The organism is Anaerolinea thermophila (assembly GCF_020723905.1).
In the GTDB taxonomy this organism is placed as follows: Bacteria; Chloroflexota; Anaerolineae; order Anaerolineales; family Anaerolineaceae; genus Anaerolinea; species Anaerolinea thermophila_A.
The window spans coordinates 415,113-436,206 of record NZ_DYHZ01000003.1 but is presented as its reverse complement, the minus strand read 5'-3'; the positions used below and the strand labels follow the sequence as shown (position 1 = coordinate 436,206).

20 protein-coding genes are annotated in these 21,094 nt (G+C 49.5%); 10 read left to right on the top strand and 10 right to left on the bottom strand.

Features of this window, described 5'->3' with window-relative positions; genetic code table 11:
* The first annotated feature begins 291 nt into the window (after positions 1 to 291).
* On the top strand, positions 292 to 927 hold the full coding sequence (locus LHF31_RS06790) for a 50S ribosomal protein L25 (protein WP_298007432.1): 636 nt from the start codon (positions 292 to 294) through the stop codon (positions 925 to 927).
* A 59-nt stretch (positions 928 to 986) separates the two neighbouring features.
* Here LHF31_RS06790 and LHF31_RS06785 read toward each other — a convergent pair whose 3' ends face one another.
* The 6 genes from LHF31_RS06785 to LHF31_RS06760 are packed head-to-tail and all read right to left on the bottom strand — an operon-like array spanning position 987 to position 6,962.
* Positions 987 to 1,622 carry a CoA pyrophosphatase gene (locus LHF31_RS06785; protein WP_303773934.1) on the bottom strand — a complete coding sequence of 212 codons (636 nt, stop codon included), beginning with the start codon at positions 1,620 to 1,622 and terminating at the stop codon, positions 987 to 989.
* The gene (locus LHF31_RS06780) at positions 1,600 to 2,490 is read right to left on the bottom strand and encodes a tRNA (adenine-N1)-methyltransferase (RefSeq protein ID WP_298007436.1); all 891 of its coding nucleotides are present in this window, start codon (positions 2,488 to 2,490) and stop codon (positions 1,600 to 1,602) included. Before LHF31_RS06780 ends, LHF31_RS06785 begins: the two co-directional genes overlap by 23 nt.
* Before the next feature lie 8 nt (positions 2,491 to 2,498).
* Positions 2,499 to 4,406 carry a S9 family peptidase gene (locus LHF31_RS06775; RefSeq protein ID WP_298007438.1) on the bottom strand — a complete coding sequence of 636 codons (1,908 nt, stop codon included), beginning with the start codon at positions 4,404 to 4,406 and terminating at the stop codon, positions 2,499 to 2,501.
* Positions 4,407 to 4,430: 24 nt separating this feature from the next.
* On the bottom strand, positions 4,431 to 4,700 hold the full coding sequence (locus tag LHF31_RS06770; protein WP_298007440.1) for a hypothetical protein: 270 nt from the start codon (positions 4,698 to 4,700) through the stop codon (positions 4,431 to 4,433).
* The gene (gene mnmA, locus LHF31_RS06765) at positions 4,697 to 5,791 is read right to left on the bottom strand and encodes a tRNA 2-thiouridine(34) synthase MnmA (protein WP_298007442.1); all 1,095 of its coding nucleotides are present in this window, start codon (positions 5,789 to 5,791) and stop codon (positions 4,697 to 4,699) included. The genes LHF31_RS06770 and mnmA overlap by 4 nt, the downstream gene beginning before the upstream one ends.
* 16 nt (positions 5,792 to 5,807) lie before the next feature.
* Positions 5,808 to 6,962, bottom strand: a complete 1,155-nt coding sequence (locus LHF31_RS06760; protein ID WP_298007444.1) for a cysteine desulfurase family protein — start codon at positions 6,960 to 6,962, stop codon at positions 5,808 to 5,810.
* Between the two features lie 121 nt (positions 6,963 to 7,083).
* Here LHF31_RS06760 and LHF31_RS06755 point away from each other — a divergent pair, with 121 nt between their 5' ends.
* Genes LHF31_RS06755 through LHF31_RS06740 form a run of 4 tightly spaced genes read left to right on the top strand, consistent with a single transcriptional unit; the run spans position 7,084 to position 11,111 of the window.
* Positions 7,084 to 8,505: a phosphoglucomutase/phosphomannomutase family protein gene (locus tag LHF31_RS06755; RefSeq protein ID WP_298007446.1), complete on the top strand. Its 1,422-nt coding sequence runs from the start codon at positions 7,084 to 7,086 to the stop codon at positions 8,503 to 8,505.
* Positions 8,506 to 9,303 carry a TatD family hydrolase gene (locus LHF31_RS06750; RefSeq protein WP_298007448.1) on the top strand — a complete coding sequence of 266 codons (798 nt, stop codon included), beginning with the start codon at positions 8,506 to 8,508 and terminating at the stop codon, positions 9,301 to 9,303. It abuts the gene before it with no gap.
* Positions 9,304 to 9,305: 2 nt separating this feature from the next.
* Entirely contained in the window at positions 9,306 to 10,277 is a 972-nt protein-coding gene (locus tag LHF31_RS06745; protein ID WP_298007450.1) for a polyprenyl synthetase family protein, read from the top strand.
* Positions 10,278 to 11,111 (top strand): hypothetical protein, encoded by an 834-nt coding sequence (locus LHF31_RS06740; RefSeq protein WP_298007452.1) that lies wholly within the window; start codon positions 10,278 to 10,280, stop codon positions 11,109 to 11,111.
* On the opposite strand, the gene LHF31_RS06735 is transcribed toward LHF31_RS06740, so the two are convergent.
* Genes LHF31_RS06735 through LHF31_RS06720 form a run of 4 tightly spaced genes read right to left on the bottom strand, consistent with a single transcriptional unit; the run spans position 11,112 to position 15,576 of the window.
* Complete coding sequence (locus LHF31_RS06735) at positions 11,112 to 12,128, bottom strand: alcohol dehydrogenase catalytic domain-containing protein (protein ID WP_363324773.1); 1,017 nt, start codon at positions 12,126 to 12,128, stop codon at positions 11,112 to 11,114.
* Between the two features lies 1 nt (position 12,129).
* The gene (locus tag LHF31_RS06730; protein ID WP_298007456.1) at positions 12,130 to 13,977 is read right to left on the bottom strand and encodes an aldehyde ferredoxin oxidoreductase family protein; all 1,848 of its coding nucleotides are present in this window, start codon (positions 13,975 to 13,977) and stop codon (positions 12,130 to 12,132) included.
* An 11-nt stretch (positions 13,978 to 13,988) separates the two neighbouring features.
* Positions 13,989 to 15,155, bottom strand: a complete 1,167-nt coding sequence (locus LHF31_RS06725) for an iron-containing alcohol dehydrogenase (RefSeq protein WP_298007458.1) — start codon at positions 15,153 to 15,155, stop codon at positions 13,989 to 13,991.
* Positions 15,156 to 15,165: 10 nt separating this feature from the next.
* Positions 15,166 to 15,576 carry an SCP2 sterol-binding domain-containing protein gene (locus LHF31_RS06720; RefSeq protein WP_303773933.1) on the bottom strand — a complete coding sequence of 137 codons (411 nt, stop codon included), beginning with the start codon at positions 15,574 to 15,576 and terminating at the stop codon, positions 15,166 to 15,168.
* Positions 15,577 to 15,688: 112 nt separating this feature from the next.
* On the opposite strand from LHF31_RS06720, the gene LHF31_RS06715 reads away from it, so the two are divergent.
* The 5 genes from LHF31_RS06715 to LHF31_RS06695 all read left to right on the top strand — a co-directional run bounded on the left by LHF31_RS06715 (position 15,689) and on the right by LHF31_RS06695 (position 21,093).
* A complete protein-coding gene (locus LHF31_RS06715; protein WP_298009528.1) occupies positions 15,689 to 16,369 on the top strand; it encodes an LON peptidase substrate-binding domain-containing protein in 681 nt (226 codons plus the stop codon).
* Positions 16,370 to 16,436: 67 nt separating this feature from the next.
* Positions 16,437 to 17,696: a nickel-dependent lactate racemase gene (gene larA, locus LHF31_RS06710; RefSeq protein ID WP_363324793.1), complete on the top strand. Its 1,260-nt coding sequence runs from the start codon at positions 16,437 to 16,439 to the stop codon at positions 17,694 to 17,696.
* 73 nt (positions 17,697 to 17,769) lie between these two features.
* Positions 17,770 to 18,120, top strand: a complete 351-nt coding sequence (locus LHF31_RS06705; protein WP_298009521.1) for an Asp23/Gls24 family envelope stress response protein — start codon at positions 17,770 to 17,772, stop codon at positions 18,118 to 18,120.
* A gap of 3 nt (positions 18,121 to 18,123) precedes the next feature.
* Positions 18,124 to 18,591, top strand: a complete 468-nt coding sequence (gene nusB, locus LHF31_RS06700) for a transcription antitermination factor NusB (RefSeq protein ID WP_298009518.1) — start codon at positions 18,124 to 18,126, stop codon at positions 18,589 to 18,591.
* 18 nt (positions 18,592 to 18,609) lie between these two features.
* Positions 18,610 to 21,093, top strand: a complete 2,484-nt coding sequence (locus LHF31_RS06695; RefSeq protein WP_298009515.1) for a hypothetical protein — start codon at positions 18,610 to 18,612, stop codon at positions 21,091 to 21,093.
* Position 21,094: the final 1 nt, after the last annotated feature.

The following is a 21,094-nucleotide window of genomic DNA, read 5'->3' as shown; positions in this document are numbered from 1 at the left end:
CTGCCCGTGTCGCTTTCCCCGGTTTCTGCATTGATGTCGAACCTTACCCGGTGACCGAGATCGGGGAAAACGGCAAGGTTATCAGGAATCTTTGAGAAAGCCATGAAAAAGAAGCACATTTTCCTTGACCCAATTCCTGAGGGCGGGTAAAATCCTCTTTCGCGCCGGAAGGGTGGAAGATCTCCCCCGCCTCTCGAGATGCTTCGCCACCGGTTTCAATTCAATCCCATTCCAACGGAGTGAGGGTAACCCCCTCGCAGGGGTGAGAGGCGCTCCAAAGGAAGGTCAAACATGGAAAAAATCGTTCTTCAAGCCCAGCGCCGCACGCTGGACCGCACTGCCAGAGCCCTGCGCCGCGAAGGCTACCTGCCAGCGGTTATGTACGGGGCGCATTTCCCCTCCACGCCCATCCTGCTGGATGCGCACAGCGCCGGTCTCAAACTGGCAAAAGCCTCATCATCCACGCTGGTGTACATCGAACTGGATGGCGAGACGCACGCTGCACTGGTGCGCGAAAAGCAGCGCGATTACATCAAGAACCGCCTCCTGCATGTGGATTTTCAGGTGGTCTCGCTGACCGAGAAGATTCGCGCGCGGGTCGGTCTGCATTTCGAAGGCGTTTCCCCCGCCGTTAAGGATTACAACGGCGTGGTGGTCACCAGTCTGGATGAAATCGAAGTGGAAGCCCTGCCGCAGGACCTGCCCGAACGCATCGTGGTGGATCTGTCTCGCCTGGAACGCATTGGCGATACTATCCACGTGCGCGATTTGCAGGTGGGGAAAGGTGTGGAAGTGCTCAACGATCCGGATGATGTCGTCGTGGTCGTCTCCGCCACCACCGAAGAAGTGGAAGCGCCCACCGAAGGGGAAATGGCTGAACCTGAGGTTATCGAGCGCGGTAAGAAAGAAGAAGAGGAAATCGAGTAGTCCTCTGGCAAATGGAATGCCATGCGCCGTCCTTCACCGGGCGGCGCATGTGCTTATTTTCAGGGGGTCTGGTCAGGTGGATGCGAGGCTTCCAGCCATCCCAGTGCTGCCAGGAAGGAATGCACAATGGACGCCGTCACCCCCCAGATGACCTCGCCATCGTACGGTTGATAGAAAATCACCCAACTGGCGAGTCCATTTGGACGGGTGAACCAGCGCCATTCCCAGTTTTGCGGATCTGCCAGCCAGTCCAGCGGAACCTGAAAGACGCGGCTCACTTCAGCGGGGGCAGGCTGATAAACCACCCGCTGGACAATTTCCCCCACCACCGGGGTGACGCAGTAGCCGGTAATGGTGGAAAGCAGGGGTAATCTACCCAGCAGGCGCACACTGGCAGGCGGTAAACCGATTTCCTCCCAGGCTTCGCGCAGGGCGGCATCCTCCAGCGTGCGGTCTTGCGGTTCAACCGCGCCGCCCGGAAAGGCAACCTGTCCTTTGTGATTTTCCACCGTGTCGGTGCGGCGGGTGAAAAGCATCTCCCATGCCCCGTGATGGTTCACCAGAGGCACCAGCACGGCAGCCTGTGTGAAGGCGCCACGGCAGGCATTATTTTCCTCCCGGGCAGGCAAAGCCGCCAGGGCAGACTGAATTCGCTCGCGGGTCAGCAACGTTTCAGGCGGGGTCGTCATGGTCATCAGCGTCCTGTACAGCATCCTCCAGCGGGTGGGAAATTTCCCGCGCCAGTTTGGGATCCAGTTGCGGCAAGGGGCTTGTTGTACGGGCAAAGATCAGAAAACCGGTGTGCGCCACCATGCGGTCGGTGGGGCGGAACCGTGCCGGGTCGGGACGGTAATAGCGGAGTAGAATTTCACACACGTTGATAAAGGCAAATCCCTGGCGGTGCAGTTCAAACAGCAAACTCTGCACCTGATTGGTGGTGGGCAGGAGCGTACCGAAGAATCCACCGGTTTTGAGGGCTTGCCGCACCTGCGGGAGGTAATTCCAGGGATCGGGCAGGTCCAGAAACAGGGCATCGGCGCCGGTCTCGTCAAATCCTCCGGCAATGTCTTTGCATTTAAACACGACGCGGTGGTCCAGTCCCACAGCGGCAAGGTTTTTTCGGGCAAGGTTGTGCATTTCCTCACGGGTCTCGTAGGTGTACACCCTGCCGCTATCGCCAACCATATAGGCAAATGCCGTGGTCAGCGCGCCGGAGCCGGTGCCGGCTTCGATGACCCGCATGCCGGGACCAATCCCCATCCAGACCAGGATGTATCCGATGTCCTTGGGGTAGAGAATCTGCGTGTTGCGGCGGATGTTGAGCAGTAAATCGGACAGAGATGGCTGAAGCAGGAAAAATGGACTGCCGATATGGCTGTACACCTGCGAGCCGTAAGGCTTGCCGATAAGGTCATCGTGGTAGAGGATGCCGCGATGGGTCTGGAACTCAGCGCCGGTGCGCAGCCGGAAGATGAAATTCCGGTGATTGATGCCCACCAGTTGAACCAGATCCCCCTCGCGGGCGTATTCAATACCAGGTGAAAATGGTCTCTCGCCTTCCATAGATGCTATTAAGGTTTCAGCGTGCGTTTGAAGAAATCGGTAATGGCATTGTAGCAACGCACGCGGTTTTCGTATTTCAACACGTCGTGCCCTTCGTTTTCAAACATCAAATACTCGACCGATTTTCCCTGACGACGCAGATACTCCACCAGGTCGCGGGACTCGCGCTCCACCACCCGCGGATCGTTCTTGCCCTGAATGACCAGCAACGGACAGGCAAGTTGATCGATATAGGTTTTGGGGGAACGCTCCACGAGGAATTCGCGATCTTCTACGGGATCGCCCAGGACGAGTTTAAAGTACGGCTTCCAGGTCGGCGGGATGCGCTCCAGGAAGGTTAGCAGGTCAAAGGGACCGAACATATCCACCGCGGCAGACCAGAGTTCCGGATGGCGCGCCGCCAGGGTCAGGGTCATGTAGCCGCCGTAAGAACGCCCAACCACACCGGCGCGGCTGACATCCAGGCGAGGATCGTTTGCCAGCACTTTCAGCGCATGCACATGATCGAGACGGTCTCTGCCGCCCCAGTCCCGATCCACCTGCTTGGTGTAAGCCAGCCCGTAGCCGGTACTGCCGCGCACATTGGGGACAAACACCGCAAACCCGTTCAGGGTGAGGAATTGAATCAGGGGCATGGAAAACCAGGCAAAATCGGGGCGTTCCTGACTCTGCGGACCGCCATGAATGTAGTACACCAGCGGGCGGGGACCCGCATAGCCCAGATGCGGTGAGGGCAGGTAAAGGCGGGCGGAAATGCGTGTGCCGTCAAAGGAAGTGTAAGAGGCATCTTCTCCGGGCGAAAGCCATGCCGAGGGAATCCCCAGCACCCGTTCGCGGGTGTGTTGGACAATGGTCTGGCGATCTGCGCCTTCAATGGTGTACAGTTGCGTGGGCGAGGTTGCCGTAGAGTAGGAGATGGCATACCGATCGGAAGCCTCATCGTACAGATAAGAAGCCAGCATGCCAGCCACAAAGGGAGGATGATGCCCCACAATGGGTCTCATCAGGTGGAGGGTCATGGTAGAGAAATCAGCCGTGGCTTCGTACAACCACGAACACCCATCTATGTTGTATTCCACCAGATAAAGCCCCTCCTTCAGAGATTGAATCCCTACCATTTCGCCATCGCCGCTGTGGGCAATGCCCTCCACTTTCATTTCCTGCAACCTGCCGGGCTGGTTGAGATCCAGGTAGGCGGGCCCATAACGATCATTAAATACCGCACAGGCAAGCAAAAGCCCCTGTCCATCATTCACAAACACTCCGCTGCGAATGCCATTCAGGGGGACTTCCTCACCCGGCTGGCGCTGTTCCAGGGGCTTTCCCAGAATCAGGCGCTTTTCCGGGATGTCCTTTTCCCAGAGGTATAAGACTCCATCGCCTTCGGTGTAACCGTCCATGAGCACCACACGCTCATGTGCTTCGGTATGGCACAATGGATAAACCCCAAAGGGACTTTCGGCAATTTTTTCAATGCTCCCGTTAGCCAGACTGGCGCGGTAGGTCATCTGCGTATCGGTCTCACGCGACTCTGCGGAGAAATACACCACGTGAGACCTGGCATCGCAATCCACCAGATGAACCCGGCAATTCCCCAACACATCCTTAAAGAACGGCTCAGGATAGCCACCTTCCATGGGAATAACCATGGGCTGATAGTTTTCATCGCCCTCGTGGTCCATCATCACCAGAATCTTCCCCAGATCCTCAAAGACGTAAAAAGGGTACCCTCCCATCAAATGAGGGTTATGCAGGACAAGATCCGGGGGAAGCAAAGGTTCAGGGACACTCCCTCCGTGATCCATGGCGTACAAACTGAGATGCCCGCTCAGGTTGGAGATGAAATACAGGCGGTTTCCCACTACCTGAGGAGAAACAAACAGGCGCGCAGACAACAGTGACTCAATGCGAAACATGATGTACCCTCTTTCCAATGGATATTATTCCGACTCGTCCTTGACCAGACTGAGCCAGTGTCCTGTTCCCAGAAAAAGCAAAGCCCCCAGAACTGCCATCCCAAAACGGAGCGGACCGACAGAGAGGAAATGCCACCCCAGCGAGACCGCCAGCAAATGTCCCGCCCAGAATCCGATCCAGGCAAGCACCAGATACAGGATCAGCCGTCCAAAACCGCCATCTTTCCACAGGTGAAAGGCTGCGCCTATCAAAGTGGCAAAAAGGAAGCCGAAAAGCAAGGCTGGAAGGGTCATGCGCTCTCCACTTCGGTTGAGATGATCCCCCCTCCAAGGCAAATGTCCCCTTGATAAAAAACACACTGCTGACCGGGAGTAATATCCCTCAGAGGGTATTCAAATTGCACGCGAACCCGATTTGAAGTTAATGGTATCACAACTGCCCGGGCTTCTCGGGCTTTGTAACGAATTTTCACTTCAACGGGAAGGGGAGTTTCCGGTGGATTTCCGGAAATCCAGTTTACCTCATTGGCTATCAGATTACTGCGCCCCAGTTCATGCTCTTCGCCAACTACCAGACGGTTCTGGTACACATCTTTTTCAAGTACATAAAGGGGACGGGGGGAAGAAATTCCCAGTCCTTTGCGTTGTCCAATGGTGTAAAAAGCCAGCCCCTGATGCTCTCCCAGTACATTCCCCTGACGGTCCACAATCAAACCGGGCTGACGCACCTGCGGCGCGTGACGGGCAAGGAAATCGCGGTAATCTCCCCCTGCCAGAAAGCACAAATCCTGGCTATCAGGTCGGTGGGCAACGGGCAAACCCAGGCGCTGAGCCAGTTCCCGCACTTCATGCTTGTGGAACTCACCAATGGGGAAAAGCGTGTGCTGAAGTTGTTCCTGAGGAAGAACGCTGAGTACGTAGGATTGATCCTTTTCGGCGTCCAATCCCCTGAGAAGTTGCACTTCTCCCGATTCTAACCGCCGCAGGCGGGCGTAATGTCCGGTGGCAAACCAGTTTGCTCCCAGAGAGCGAGCATGCTCGTACAGAACTCCCCAGCGAATAAAACGGTTGCACTTTAAACAGGGGTTTGGCGTCACCCCGGAGGCGTATCCCTGCAGAAAATGAGTGACAACCAGTTCTTTAAACCGGTCACGTACATCCAATGCATAAAAAGGGATGCCCAGTTTTGCCGCTACTCTGCGTGCCAGCGCCATGGCATCGGGGGTGCAACACCGGTTTTGATCTTCTTTGCCTTCCTCCGACCAGAGCCGGAGCATCATTCCAATCACCCGATACCCCTGTTCCACCAGCAATGCCGCGGCGACAGAACTATCCACTCCTCCGCTCATGGCAATGACAACGGTATTGCCTTCCATTTCTAGCATCTATCCCTTTAGCCTTTCACCTTCTCTGCTGCGATATACAATCCGACAGGGCTTCCACAAAACGGGTGATCACCTCAGGGGTAGTGTCTCTTCCTAATGTCACCCTCAAGGAAGAGAGTGCCAGTTGCGGAGGAATGCCCAGAGCAAGCAACACCTCTGAAGGCTGAGGACTGCCGGTCTTGCAGGCAGAACCCGATGAACAGGCAAATCCCTTCACATCGAGCATCATTAAAAGCGTATTACCGTCCACGCGATCAAACACAAAACTGGCATGATTGGGCAAACGCATCACCGGATGGCCGGTTAATTGACTGCCCGGAATGCGGGTGAGCACAGTATCAATCAAAGCATCCCGCATGGACTGATAATGGTGTGCCCTCTCTTCCGGGTTGGACTGGGCAATCTTCAACGCCTCCGCCAGTCCCACAATATATGGCACATTATGAGTTCCCGCACGCAGGTAATTTTCTTGCTTTCCTCCGGTTTGCACGGCTACGACAGGTGTGCCTTTCCGAATGTACAGTGCACCGGCACCTTTTGGACCATAGAACTTATGCGCTCCAATGGAAAGCAAATCCACGTTATCCCGTTGAACATCCATTTTCAAATGCGCGGCGGCTTGCACGGCATCTGTGTGGAAAGGTACACCCTTTTCCTGGCAAATTCTACCAATTTCAGCAATGGGATTTATGGTGCCAATTTCATTATTGGCATAAATAACCGACACCAGTGCGGTATCTTTGCGGATGCGTCGTGCCACCTCATCCGGGTCGACCATGCCAAACGAATCCACAGGCAACAGTTCGACCTCAAACCCTTCCCTCTCTGCCAGATCAAAAGCCGTGTGGGAAACCGCATGATGTTCAACCGGAGTGGTCAAGAGGTGAGTTTTCCCATTGAGATTTCGTTGAGCACGGGCAACGCCGCGAAGCGCCAGATTGTCGCTTTCTGTTCCACAACCGGTAAATACAATCTCTGCCGGCTCGGCGTTTAAGCAGGAAGCAACTTCTTCCCGAGCCAATTCGACGGCATTTTCTGCCTGCTGTCCCCAGAAATGAACCGAGGAAGGGTTTCCAAACTGATCGGTGAAAAATGGAAACATTTTTTCCAACACCTTTGAATCGAGTGGTGTTGTGGCCGCATAATCAAGATAATAACGTCCCTGAGACATATCCTTATCCAGACTTTATATCAATTCTACCCTTTGCAAGGGTTTTCACAAGGTCTTTTTTCTTCTTTAAACCCTGTTATAATAACATAAATTGTTCTATTTCTCACTTTTCGGAGATAATATGTCCCATACTATCCGATTTGGAACTGATGGCTGGCGCGGTGTGATTGCTGAAGACTACACCTTTGCAAATGTTCGACGTGCGACACAGGGCTACGCTTCTTACATGATTCGGCATGGAAAAGCCGGGGCAACATTTGTCATTGGTCATGACAAACGTTTTCACTCAGAGAATTTTGCCCTCGCCGCTGCTGAAGTCATGGCTGGAAACGGTCTGAAAGTCCTGCTAACAGATGGAGCAACGCCAACTCCGGTGATTGCTTATTCGGTTGTCCATCACAAAGCCGCTGGCGCGATCAATATCACCGCTTCCCACAATCCTCCAACGGATAATGGCTTCAAAGTACGCAACGAATTCGGGGGCGCAATTGATCCGGATGGCTTGAAAGAAATTGAAGCGCTGATCCCCGAAGACGAATCCGATGTAAAGCGCATGCCCGCCTCAGACGCAGAGGCTCAAGGGCTCATTCAACGATTTGATCCCGCTCCGGCTTACATCGAACATTTGAAAGCGTTAATTGATGTTGAACCCATCAAACAGGCTGGATTGAAAGTAGTGGTGGACTGCATGTGGGGAAATGGCGCCGGGTGGTTCCCCCGCATTCTTGCCGGCGGGAAGACTGAGATCGTAGAAATCCACAACGAGCGCAACCCCATTTTCCCCGAAATGAAACGGCCTGAACCGATTCCACCCAATATCAATGTGGGATTGAAGAAAACCGTTGACCTTGGAGCCGATGTCCTTCTGATTACCGATGGAGACGCAGATCGGGTCGGCGTCGGGGATGAAAAAGGCAACTTTATCAACCAGTTGCAGGTGTATGCATTGCTGGCGTTATATCTGCTGGAAGTACGCGGCGAGCGGGGAGCCATTGTAAAAACTCTCTCAACTACCAGTATGCTGGAAAAACTGGGCAAGATGTACAACATCCCCGTTTACGAGACTGGGGTAGGGTTTAAGTATGTGGCTCCAAAAATGCTGGAAACCAACGCTATGATTGGTGGTGAAGAATCCGGCGGGTATGCCTTCCGCGGAAACGTTCCCGAGCGAGATGGAATTCTGGCTGGTTTGTACATTCTTGACATGATGGTGAAATTACAGCGCAAACCCAGCGAATTAATTGATTTACTCTTCAGCAAGGTGGGTCCTCATTTCTATGATCGGGTGGACCGTACCTTCAAGGGTGAAAGAAGCGCCCGGGAACAAGCCATCCTAGCCGCCAATCCCGCCACCATCGGTGGTCTCAAAGTCACTGGTTTGAATACCACGGATGGTTTTAAATTCTCCTTAGAGGATGGCGGCTGGTTGCTGATCCGTTTCTCTGGGACAGAGCCCATCATGCGGGTGTATTGTGAAACCACCCACAAAGACCGGGTGCCTTTCATTCTCAAGGACGGATTGAGAATTGCCGGGCTGGAGTAAATGAACAAAGTCTACTTAACAGATACTCACTGTCATCTGAACCTTAACACGTTTGATGCTGATTTGGAGGAGGTTCTCGAACGCGCAGTTCGGGCAGGGGTAGAGCGAATTCTCGTTCCCGGAATTGACGTTGAGACCAGCGTTCGTGCTGTTGAACTGGCTCAGCGATATCCACAGGTATTTGCGGCTGTGGGTATTCATCCAAACAGTGCAGGAGATTGCTGGTCTCAAACCGCTTATTCGGAACTAGCAGATCTGGTTAAAGTTCCAAAAGTGGTTGCAATTGGGGAAATCGGACTGGATTACTACCGAGAACATACCCCTGCGGACATTCAAAAAAACGCACTCGAAGCCCAGCTCGATCTTGCAGCAAACAGAGGTCTCCCTGTTGTGCTTCACAACCGCAACTCGGAAACAGACCTCCTCCAAATCTTGCAAACATGGGTTGATACGAGCAAAGCGCCAAACCGATTAGGAGTCTGGCACTCCTTTGAAGGTCCTCTAAGTCTTGCTTGTCAGGTTATTGGTATGGGGTTTTATCTGGGAATATCAGGACCAATCACCTATAAAAACGCAGTAGAAAAAAAACGCATCATCAAAGAATTGCCCAAAAATCGAATTCTCATTGAGACCGACGCGCCCTTCTTAACGCCCCATCCACATCGTGGAAAAAGAAATGAACCCATGTTTGTGACGCTGATTGCCGAAGAACTGGCAAGACAGTTTGACCTGTCTGTACCAGAAGTCTGGCAAATTACAACCCAAAATGCAACATCGCTCTTTTTATGGGAGAGTTAAAATTGACCTCGGCTGTTACTTTTATGGTTTCCATTCAAGATGACCTGCGTGAAGTTGAAGCCTTAATGCGCTCACAGGCAGATGAGCGCTATCCTGATCTAAAGGCTGCGATAGATTTACTTTTAAATGCCGGTGGAAAACGCATTCGTCCTACTTTGACGATTCTGGCAGGGAAAATGCTCAAAGCCCAGCGAGAGCCATTGCTTAATCTTGCCGCTGCCATTGAAATGCTTCATACCGCCACACTGGTTCATGATGATTTGATTGATGGGTCTTTGCTACGCCGGGGAATGCCTACACTGAATTCACGCTGGTCACCTGGCGCCACCGTTTTGACCGGAGATTATCTGTTTGCTCGCGCTGCAAACCTTGCATCACAAACCGACTCGGTGCCGGTGATGAAACTCTTTTCCCATACTCTCTCAATTATTGTGGGTGGGGAATTGACTCAATTATTCAGTACGCGTTGTAAGGTAGATCGAAACAACTATTACCAGCGTATCTTTGCCAAAACGGCTTCTCTCTTCGAGATGTCTGCGAAATCAGCGGCATTGTTATGTCTTGCTCCCGATGCGGTGGCTGAAGCCTTAAGGGCTTACGGATATGCGGTGGGAATGGCTTTTCAAATCGTTGACGACATTCTGGATTACACCGGTGAACAAGCCACCCTTGGTAAACCCATTGGGAGCGATTTACGGCAGGGCATTGTCACTTTACCCGCCATTTATTTTGCCGAAATGCATCCTGAGCATGACCTGACCCATTATCTGGTCGATGGGCTTTGTATTGACGATCAAGACGAGATAGAACGGCTCATTGACTCAATCCGTTCCAGTGAGGCCATTGAACGCAGTCATCAGGAAGCCATTCAGTTTGTCGAAACAGCCATCCGGAACCTCAATCAATTCGAACCCTGTCCTGAGCGTCTCGCCCTGGAGGAATTAGCGCATCATGTAGTGGATCGGAGGTTCTAAATGGACACTTTTCCCCGAACAGAAGTTGGGGGAGTGAGTTTACCCCGTCTCATTGTTGGAACCAACTGGTTCCTGGGATACTCTCACACCAGCATGGCAAAGGACCGCTTTATCAAGGATCTGCAAACCCGTGACAGGATCGTGAAAGTTTTGCTTGCCTTTTTACAATACAATATTGATGCCGTCATGGGACCTTTGCATCCGCTACTGGAAGAATCCATTCAGGAAGCCGAACAGCGTTCAGGAAAATCCATTTACCGGATTTACACGCCATGGTTCAATATTTTGCCGGGTGGTCCCAAAGAGAACGAGCCAGAAGTGGTTTTCGATCAATGTGCTGAGTGGCATGCCACTTTTTGTTTGCCACATCAAGCCGTCACGGACGCTTTGCTGGATCGTATGTACCGCACCATTCGCAATCTGGATCGCTATACGAGGATGATTCGAGAGCGCGGAATGATCCCGGGGCTTTCCACGCACATGCCGGAAACGCCGGTCATTTGCGATGAAATGGGTGCGGATGTGGAAACCTATATCCAGATTTATAATGCTGCGGGTTTCCTGATGCAGGTTGAAGCAGACTGGGTAATGAATATCATTCGTAATGCCAGAAAACCGGTCATGACCATTAAACCCCTTGCGGCAGGGCGACTTCTTCCGGTTGTTGGACTTTCTTTTGTTTGGAGCACCATTCGTCCCGTAGATATGGTAGTCATAGGAACAACAACTCCCGAAGAAGCCCGGGAGGTTGTTGAAATTTCGCTTGATCTTCTCAGCCAGCGAATTCCGGAATACGAACTCCAAAAAACCCGCAGTAAGAAATCGCTGTCCTGATTACAATTCAATCATCACTTTCATGTATTTTCCTTGCGATTCCTCAATGGCAAGGTAAGCCTTGAGATAATCCTGAAACGGAAAGCGGTGAGTAATCAGGGGTTGTAACTTCAGCAACCCGGCATGGATGAGGTTTATGGCTGTTTCATAATCCGGACGTTGGTACATTAATGTGCCCACCAATGACAGTTCACGATCCTGAACAAGCCCCAAATCCACAACCGGTTTCTCGGCAAATACGCCAACAACAACAATTGTTGTGCCTTTTCGGGCAATGTTGACTGCTTGAGCAATGGTGGGTTGAACTCCCACGCATTCAAGAATCAAATCGGCTTTCTCCTGCCCCATTTGTTGGATGACCGCTGTGGATAAATCCTCTTTTGCTGTGTTAACTCCTTCAATCCCACACTCTTTCGCCTTTTCCAATTTATAATCACTGAGATCGGTAATCAAAACTTTTTGAGCCCCTTGAGCCCTGGCAACCTGTGCAACCAGATTTCCTATAGTCCCAGCACCTAACACCAGCACTTTCATTCCAGGAACAAATCCACCCCGTCTCAAAGCATGAACCGCCACTGAAACCGGTTCTACCATTGCGCCTTCATCCAGGCTAACACCTTCTGGAAGTTTCAACACTTTACTGGCTTCCACAGCAAAATATTCCTGGGCTGCGCCACCAGTTTGGAATCCCATCACCTTGAGATTTTCACAGATATGCTCCATACCATGTTTACATGGATAACATTCCCCGCAAGTCACCTGAGGCATAAACACAACGGATTCTCCCGGAGAAAATCCCTGCACGTTTGTTCCCACCTCAGCAATCACACCTGAAACTTCATGCCCCTGAACAACCGGATAAGACGTATAGGGATGTTTTCCATGATAGACATGAATATCCGAACCACATACCCCAATTCTTTGAATGGCTATCAGGACCTGATTTTCTGCTGGTAGGGGCTTCTCAACCTCATGAAACTTTATCTTTCCCGGTTCAACCATCACTGCCTGCAGCATCTTATTCCTCCTTCAAAGGCAACTTTTCCATTGCAAACTCCAGATGAAGTTCTCGAAGTACGTGCTCTTCTGGCATTCCGCTGGTTAAGTTCCAGCCGCATGCTTCATAATACTCCCGTCTGAGGGTCTGGACATCGGGAATAAAACCGGCTTGTCCCCCCTCGGGTAACGCCTTTAACAACAAAGCAGGGAGTTTCTCACCTTCCGGAGAATATCCCAAAGCGAGATTGTATAACCGTTTTAAATTCCAGATCCTTTCTCCTGCTTTCATGAGGGATTCCAGCGTCCATTCCTGTCCGGTAGCAGAATTCAGCAAATCCACCACATCATGTGGGGAGACAGAAGCAAAAAAGCACATAACCAGACTGTTGCAAACCGAACGCCAGTGTTGATGACGGGCAACAAATCTGGCTTTCCCGGCGTCGGTAAAACGGTCGGTCATTGGAATGCCGATTTCTTCCATTGTGCCGCCTAACTCTACCGTGAAGAAATCACTCTGGTTATGGCAGGCACCGCGAGGGGAAGTCAGGTAAGAGAGTGTCTGTCCGCTGAAAGCCCGTGGATCATGCATGGCGACATCCAAACCGTTCACCTGAACCGCTAATTGTTCAGCCCCAAATCGAGCAGCAAATGTGCGGCTCCCCTGAGCCATCCATGCGCCAATCCCCTCCCGATGAGCAATTTTTTCAAGAAGGATAAACGCTGGCTGAGGGTCTCCCCACTGCAGAGATAAACCATCCGTATCTTTCTGGCTTATGATCCCCTGATCAAACATCAGGTAAGCCAATCCAATCACACTCCCTGCTGAGATTGAATCCATTCCCAGTCGGTCACACTTTTCTCCAAGTGCGGTAATTGCAGCGAGGTCGTCAACCAGCAACTGAGAACCAAATGAACAAATGGTTTCGTACTCCGGGCCTTTTGTTCTTGTCTCCGTCTGATATGGGCCTTCAGGAATTGATACCACTCTTCCGCAGGAAATAACACATCCCTGACAGGCAGCCGTGCCAACCAGAATGGTTTCCGCCATTTGCGCGCCGCTGATTTTATCGGCGCTCTCGAATTTCGCTTCTGTCCAGTATTTCTGAGGCATATCACCAAGCATTTGAAGATACTCCGCGGCGCCTGAAGTGCCCGTAGCACGGAACACTGCCGTCATATTGTGATTTGCCAACTCTTTATTAATCTTGATGCGTTGCGCGGCAAATTGCTCCGGAAAAGCGATAGGCAACTTCTGAGTTCCCCGAACTGCCAGTGCTTTAAGATTTTTTGATGCCATCAACAGACCCAACCCCGTCCGCGCTGCTGCTCGCCCGTGGTCCGAGAAAATTCCCGAGAAAACCACCCCATTTTCTGCAGCAAGTCCAATGCAGGCTATTCTGGCTCGTGGTTCCTCCAGTTCAAGGCGGATCTGGTTCTGGGTTTCATAGATATCCGTTTTTCCCCAAAGATGTGAGGCATCCCGAACTTGCACATTACCCTGATTCACCCAGAGATAAACCGGAGAAGGCGCTTTTCCTGTAATCAGAATTGCATCGAAACCTGCATGCCGTAATTCAGGTCCGACGAATCCACCGATATTTGCTTCGCCCCACCAGCCGGTCTGGGGAGAACGCCCACACACCGTAAATCTCCCGGTTGCCGGGCCAGAAGCCCCGGTGAGGGGTCCAGTAATGAATAACAGAGGGCTTTCCGGATCCAAAGGGGCAATCGAAGGATTAAGCCAGTCCCACAGCATTCTGACCCCCAGGCCACTTCCGCCAACATATTCTCTCAGATAGGACTCCGGAATGGTTGAATGTTCAATTGAACCTGTGGTTAAATCCACCAGGAGAAGACGGTTATTCATATAAAACTCCCTTAGAAAGAAACATCCTTCCCGTGATAGGTAACCCGAAACAACCGTGTTAATTCATCAGTATCGGGAATCCTGATTCCCATCAAAGTCTGAGAGTCGTTCAGGGCAAAAGAGACAAGGTTATCCAGATCATCTTCAAATGTCTTTTCTTCAATTCCCAATTCCGAGATTGAAAGAGGTTGCCCCACTTCAGTTTCCAGGTCACGGATTTTGTCAATCAGCCACCGAACCGCTTCCTGATCGGTGGTAAAAGTGCCACCCAAAATTTGAGCAATTTCACGATAACGAGATTCGACTCCCCCATTTGCATAATATGCCATTGTATAGGGTAAAAATAAAGCCACAGCCCTCCCATGTGGGATATTAAAACGTGCTCCAAGCGCATGTCCCATTCCATGGGCTAACGCCGCCATTGCATTCCCAAAACCCAAACCAGCGATGGTTGCGGCATTTTGCATATGTTCACGCGCTTCCAAATCTTTACCATTGTGATAGGCACGAGGCAGGTAGGAAAAAATCAAACGAATAGCCTGCAAACATAGGCCATCAGAAAAATCATTATGCCAGGCACTGGTATATCCCTCAATTGCGTGGGTTAAGGCATCCAGTCCTGTATCTGCGGTGATCCGAGGTGGCAAATTGACAATCAACTCTGGATCCAGTATAGCCAAATCTGGAATGCACTCCCGATTTCCCAACCCCAGTTTCTGATGAGTATCCCTGTCGCTCAGAACAATTGCCCATGTGGCTTCAGAGCCTGTTCCAGCAGTGGTTGGAATGGCAATCATTCGAGCCTTTTTTCGTAAGTAGAGAGGTTCAACCGGGCTGATTGCTACCGGGTCAATATCTGGGCGTTCGTATAACACCCACATGGCTTTCGTGGCATCCATTACCGAGCCACCGCCCAGAGCAATGATCCAATCCGGCTCAAATTGAATCATTTTCTGCGCGCCCTGTTCAACGATAACAACCGATGGATCCGATTCAACGTCGAGATATGTCTCTACCTGGAAATGGTTTTCCTGTAAAAGAGACCGGATTTTTTCTACAAGCCCCAAACGTTCCAGAGTATGATCCGAAACCAGAAACGCTTTTTGCCCGGAAATTTGTGACAAATGGGAGAGGGCACTTTCGCCATATACGATTTGAGGACTTTGAAAGTACCACATATTTCCCCCCTCACAACGGAAATTCGGTAGGAATACGGGTACAACTCTCTACCAGTTCTTTCGCGGCACGTACATTTCTCATGACCATAGCCATATTTCCCGTTAGTTTCAACTGGCCGGTCATCATTGCCTGCATGGGATCCAATTGCTTGGTCATTACTTTCTTCCACACTGAAACGGGGCCAGAGAGACGGAATGCTGATTTAACCGTTTCTCCCTCAGGGATCTCATAAGCATTGCGACATTTTCCATGCCATAAGTCCATATACAGCAAGACAGTTTTTTCCAGTTTTCCTCCTGGTTCGATCACAAAGACAAAATCACCTTCCCAATTTTTGGCAGCCTCTTCATATGAAGCGCTTTGATTGAGATCTTCCATCATGGCTTTAATCCATTGATCACTGGGAAATGGAATAGACATAAGGCTCCTCCTTAGTAAATGAACTGAATATATTTTAGACCCAATCCTGAAAAGGACTGAACCTTATATGCATACTCGTACATGACTGAAGCCTCAAGTAAAATTAAAGTACATGTATACTTTGCCTGTTTTCCCTCTCCAAACGGTACTCTTTCCCAAAACCCCCATCCATCTGCACATTTTTGAAGACCGTTACAAAAAGATGATCCGTCATGTGCTCGAAAGCGATTTATTGTTTGGCGTCTGTCTGATTCGTACCGGTGTTGAAGCCTATGGTCCTCTTCCCAAACCTTATCCTGTCGGTTGTACGGCTCGAATTATCGAAGTTCAGCCTCTTGCTGAGGGAAAAATGAATTTGACTGCTATTGGAGAAGAGCGTTTCCACATTCGTTCTTTCGTTCAACAAACCCCCTATTTGATAGCCGAAGTAGAAAATCATCCATTCCACCAAATCCATACCCTGGAAACCCTGAAACTGAAAAATGTCCTCTTTGAGTACTTGTTTGAGTACGTCAGATTGCAGGGTGTCTTTGAATTTTCCACGCACGATTCTGAAACTCTTAACCTTTTTCTGGAAGAGTTGAAGGAGAGCGAAGATCTTTCAAGCACGCTTTTCCTGACTGCTTCTTTATTGCAGATTCCTTCCTATGAAAAGCAACAACTTCTGGAAAAAGAATCAATCCCTCATTTCATGAAACAACTTATCCAGATTTTGCGCCGCGAAATTGTCTTGCAAAAAAGAATTTTCTGGCATTCTGAACCTATTGTTAATCGAATCGCGCGATTAAATTAAATTTTTTCTTTACAAACCCTAATCTGTAGTATAAAAGTATCAGGCTAGTAAACTTGTACCTTTCAGGATGTATAAATTTATGTCTGATATTCGCGTTCCTTTTGGCTCAGGTATGCAATCCTGTTCCATACCTGCGGAATTTCCGGTTGAATGGATCCTGCCACCCGAGATTGCCGGAAGCGATGATCCTCTCCATGTGATCGAAGAAGCGCTTAATCATCCTTTGGATTTTAAATTTCCTGATCAGGTTCAACAGGTGACTATCAGCGTAAATGATAAAACCCGCCCGGTGCCTCATCATCTGATCCTGCCTCCTCTGCTGAACTGGCTAAATCGGCATGGTATCTCTGATGACAAAGTTTCCATATTGATTGCTACAGGGACGCATGTTCCATTAAGTCCAACAGAAATCCAATCCTTACTGCCGGATGAAATCCTCAAACGCGTTCGATGTATTTCGCATGATTGCGATGAATCCGAAAATCTTGTTTTTATCGGAGTGACTTCTAGAGGTACTCCTGTCTGGGTCAATCGGGTATTCTATCAGGCTGATCTGAAAATTTGCACCGGTGATATTGAACCACACCATTTTGCCGGATTTTCTGGTGGCGTAAAAACTGCCGCAATTGGACTGGCAGGAAGAAAAACGATTAACCGCAATCATGCCTGGATAACAGATTCAAAAGCGTGGATAGGTATTTATGAAAATAATCCGCTCCGAGAGGACATTGAAGAAATTGGCTCGATGATGGGGGTTCATTTTGTGCTGAACACCATTTTGAACGAAAAAAAGGAAGTTTTATATGCACTTGCAGGAAATCCTCAAAAGGTCATGAAATCTGGAATTCCTCTGGTATTAAAGGTGTGTACGACACAGAAGAAAGGATTGTTTGACCTGGTTATTGCTTCAGCAGGCGGCTATCCCAAGGACATTAATTTCTATCAAGCCCAGAAGGCCTTAACTCATGCTACAACCATCACTCGAAAAGGGGGAACAATCATTCTGGTCGCTGAGTGCAGAGAAGGAAGTGGTAATCAAGCCTTTGAAGAATTTATGAGAGGGGTGAAATCCCCGCAGGAAGTCTTTGAAAGGTTCGCTCAGCAACCGTTCCGAGTCGGTCCTCACAAGGGATATCAGGTGGCTCGGATTGTCCAGGATTACCGGGTTTACCTGGTTTCCCACATTCCTAAGGATATTGCCAGATCCTGGCTGGTAAGTCCTCATGAGAGTTTGGAAAACGCTGTGCAGGAAGCACTGTCGGAGAAAAAAGCGCCCATTCGAATCGGCATTATGCCCTTTGCAACTACCACGCTGCCCACTCCTTAAATATTTTCATCGAATCCATAACGAGTTCAGGATTTATGGGTTAGAATAAAGGCATAATATAAGAGGATGGAATATGGAACAAACACCTTCTACAACCGGAAAAACAACCATTGCACCTGAAGTGCTCTTAACCATCGCCCGATTAAATACCCTGAGTGTACCGGGAGTTGCCCGGCTCAGCGCAGCACCGGCTGATGTGAACCAGTTATTCTCCAGGAATCCACAGGAAGGGGTAAAAATTTCTGTAGATCACGGAGTAGTCTATGCTGATATTTATGTAGTTTTAACGAAAGATGTCAATGTGAGAGAAGTGGGAAGAGCCATTCAACAGAAGGTTTCTCGAGCCATTTCAGAAATGCTTGGCATGGAAGTCGGGAAAATCAATGTTCACGTAGAGGATATTGATTACACGGTTGAAGCGTAACCTATGAAGTTAAGAACTCGCGCTCGGGCTGTGGCTCTTGAAGCCCTGTATGAAATTGACCTGACCAATCATTTACCCGGTGAGGTCTTAGATGAACGGATAAAAGACGCCAAACTTCAAAACGAACTGGCTGATTTTGCCAGAGAAATTGTCATGGGGGTATTGCCAATCACACAGCAGTTAGATGAGCAAATCGCCAAACATGCCCCTGAATGGCCTCTTGATCAGGTAGCCGTGATTGATCGTAATATTTTGAGAATTGCCCTGTGGGAATTTGCAGTTGGGCAATGTACGCCGGTTAAGGTTGCCATCAACGAAGCAGTTGAATTAGCCAAAAAATATGGGTCAGATAGTTCTGCGCGTTTTGTCAACGGGGTGTTGGGAAGTCTGGCGGACAGAGAAGCAGAAATCAAACAAGACTTTAACCATCCAAAGCCTTCATTAGATCCACAAGAAACTTCAAAAAAATAATTAAAGGGGATTACGAAGATGAGAAGAGCGCAATCTCGAACAAAATCAAGTTTGCTCATTGCTCTTCTCATCTTGTTGTTTGTGTTTTCATCATGCACTTCACCAACTCCAACAGCCCAAATTCTTTCGGCTAATACCTCTTCCACAACGTCCCAAACGCTTATGGCGGAGGTTGTATTCAAGGTAACACTTCCGCAAGCATTACAAGAAGGACAAACTTTAAGCATTGAAGTTCTGGACGAAGTTACAGGGATTGCACTCAATCCACGACGATATTCTCTTGAAAAACAAAGCAACCTAGAATATTCAATTCGTCTGCCTTTTCCAGTAGGAAGTCTGGTTAAGTACCGATACATTCGGGAAGGGAAAGGGGTTGCAATTGAGTACAACACCCAAAGAAAGCAGATTCGATATCGGTTGTTTTATGTAAAAGACCCTGGTAGCGTGGATGATTATATTGCCGGCTGGAATGATACTCCCTACCAAGGTCCAATCGGTAGAATCCAGGGATATGTTTTAAACGCCATTGACAGAACTCCTGTACCGAATGTCCTGGTTACTGCCGCTGGAGTCACCATGCTGACAGCGGCTGATGGCTCCTTCACACTGGATGGCCTTCCCCCCTGGACACATCACCTTGTGGCAGTCAGTCTAAAAGGAGAATTTTTACCATTCCAGCAAGGTGCTAAAGTCATGGAAGAAGCCATGACACCTGCAGAAATACTTGTCCAGCCAGCGCCAAAAGTTAAGGTGACTTTTATTGTGTCTCCTCCAGTGGATAGCCCAAAGGGCATTCCTATCCGAATGGTGGGGAATATATCTGCTCTGGGAAACACCTTCGCAGATCTTCGCGGTGGAATGAATATTTTAGCCTCCCGAGCACCTTATTTAAGTTATCAACAGGATGGTACCTATCGTATTACTCTGGAACTTCCCGCCGGTCTGGATTTACAGTACAAATACACCCTTGGGGATGGTTTTTGGAATGCAGAAAGAACCCAACAAGGGGAATTTCGTCTCCGACAATTGATTATTCCTGAGCAGGAAGTGATCATTCAAGATCAAATTGAAACGTGGAAATCTCCCGGAAAAGGAAGTATTTCTTTTTATGTTTCTGTTCCTGAAACAACCGGAGCCAATGAAACTGTTTCGATTCAGTTCAATCCCTATGGGTGGACTGAACCACTACCAATGTGGCCCCTTGGGAATCATCAATGGATGTATGTTCTTTACAGCCCTCTTGATGCTATTGGTGAAACCGCATATCGGTTCTGCAAAAACGATCAATGCGGTATTGCGGATGATTTGACTACTTTTGGACCCGATAACCCCGGTACAAAACGATTTAACCCACCCACGGAGGATATTAAAATCACCGAAATAGTAAAAGAGTGGAAATTCCAGTTACCTCCTCTTGAGCCGGTGACAGTGCCAGCAGGCTCTCAACCCCAAAAATCACCATCTTTTATTCAGGGTGTTGCTTTTGCTGCGGACTATCATCCCTCCTGGCAACCATTTATTCCATGGGCAATTGAGGATATTGCCACTATCCATGCTAACCTGCTGGTCCTCTCCCCTACATGGCATTTTACAACGACAAATCCGCCTAACCTTCAATGGTTAACCGGTGTAGATGCTACATGGGAAGATCTTTCCAGCACGATCCAAATCGCAAAAAACAAACAAATCAGCATTGCTGTTCGCCCTACCGCATCATTTGAAAAACCTCCTGCAGTGTGGTGGGGAGATTGCCCGGGGACTTCGGGTTGGTGGCAAACCTGGTTAGACCGATACCGAATGTTTATCCTGCACCATGCCATGCTGGCTCACCTGGCCGAGGCAGAAATTTTTATCCTTAATCCTGAAAACCTGGACCCGGTTCTTCCAGGCAATTCCTTACCTAACGGTGCTCCCGTAATGAGTGCCGCAGATTTGAACGCATACTGGATTGATCTGATTCACCAGATCAGGACAGTTTACCCTGGTAAAGTAGCCTGGCAGGTTTCGTCTTCTCAGAATCTTGATCCATTAAACGAAGTGTTACGTGAAGTGGACCTCTTGTTCATCCATGTTTATGAGCCGCTTACCAGTGTAGAAGAACCAAAAGCAGAAGATATTATTCCTGCGGCGCGAGAACTTGTTGAAAACAAGATTCGGCTCATCCGCGATCGTTTTGATCTCCCAATCATCATTGAACTGGCATATCCTTCTGTAAAAGGAAGTGCAAACGGGTGCGTTCCATCGAATGGAACCTGTTTACCCTTGTTTGTCTTCTATCAGGGAGGGCTGGATGTTCCTGCAGCGGAAGAGTCTTTTCAGGAACAGGCTGAAATTTATAATGCCTTTCTTCAGGTAATCAGTCAATCTGACTGGGTTGCTGGTATTGTTAGCGACGGGTATTTCCCCCCCATTGCACTGGCAGACAAGTCAGTGTCCGTTCGAGGGAAACCTGCTGAAGATGTTTTATGGTTTTGGTTTACTCAATTTCACCCCAAAGAATAAA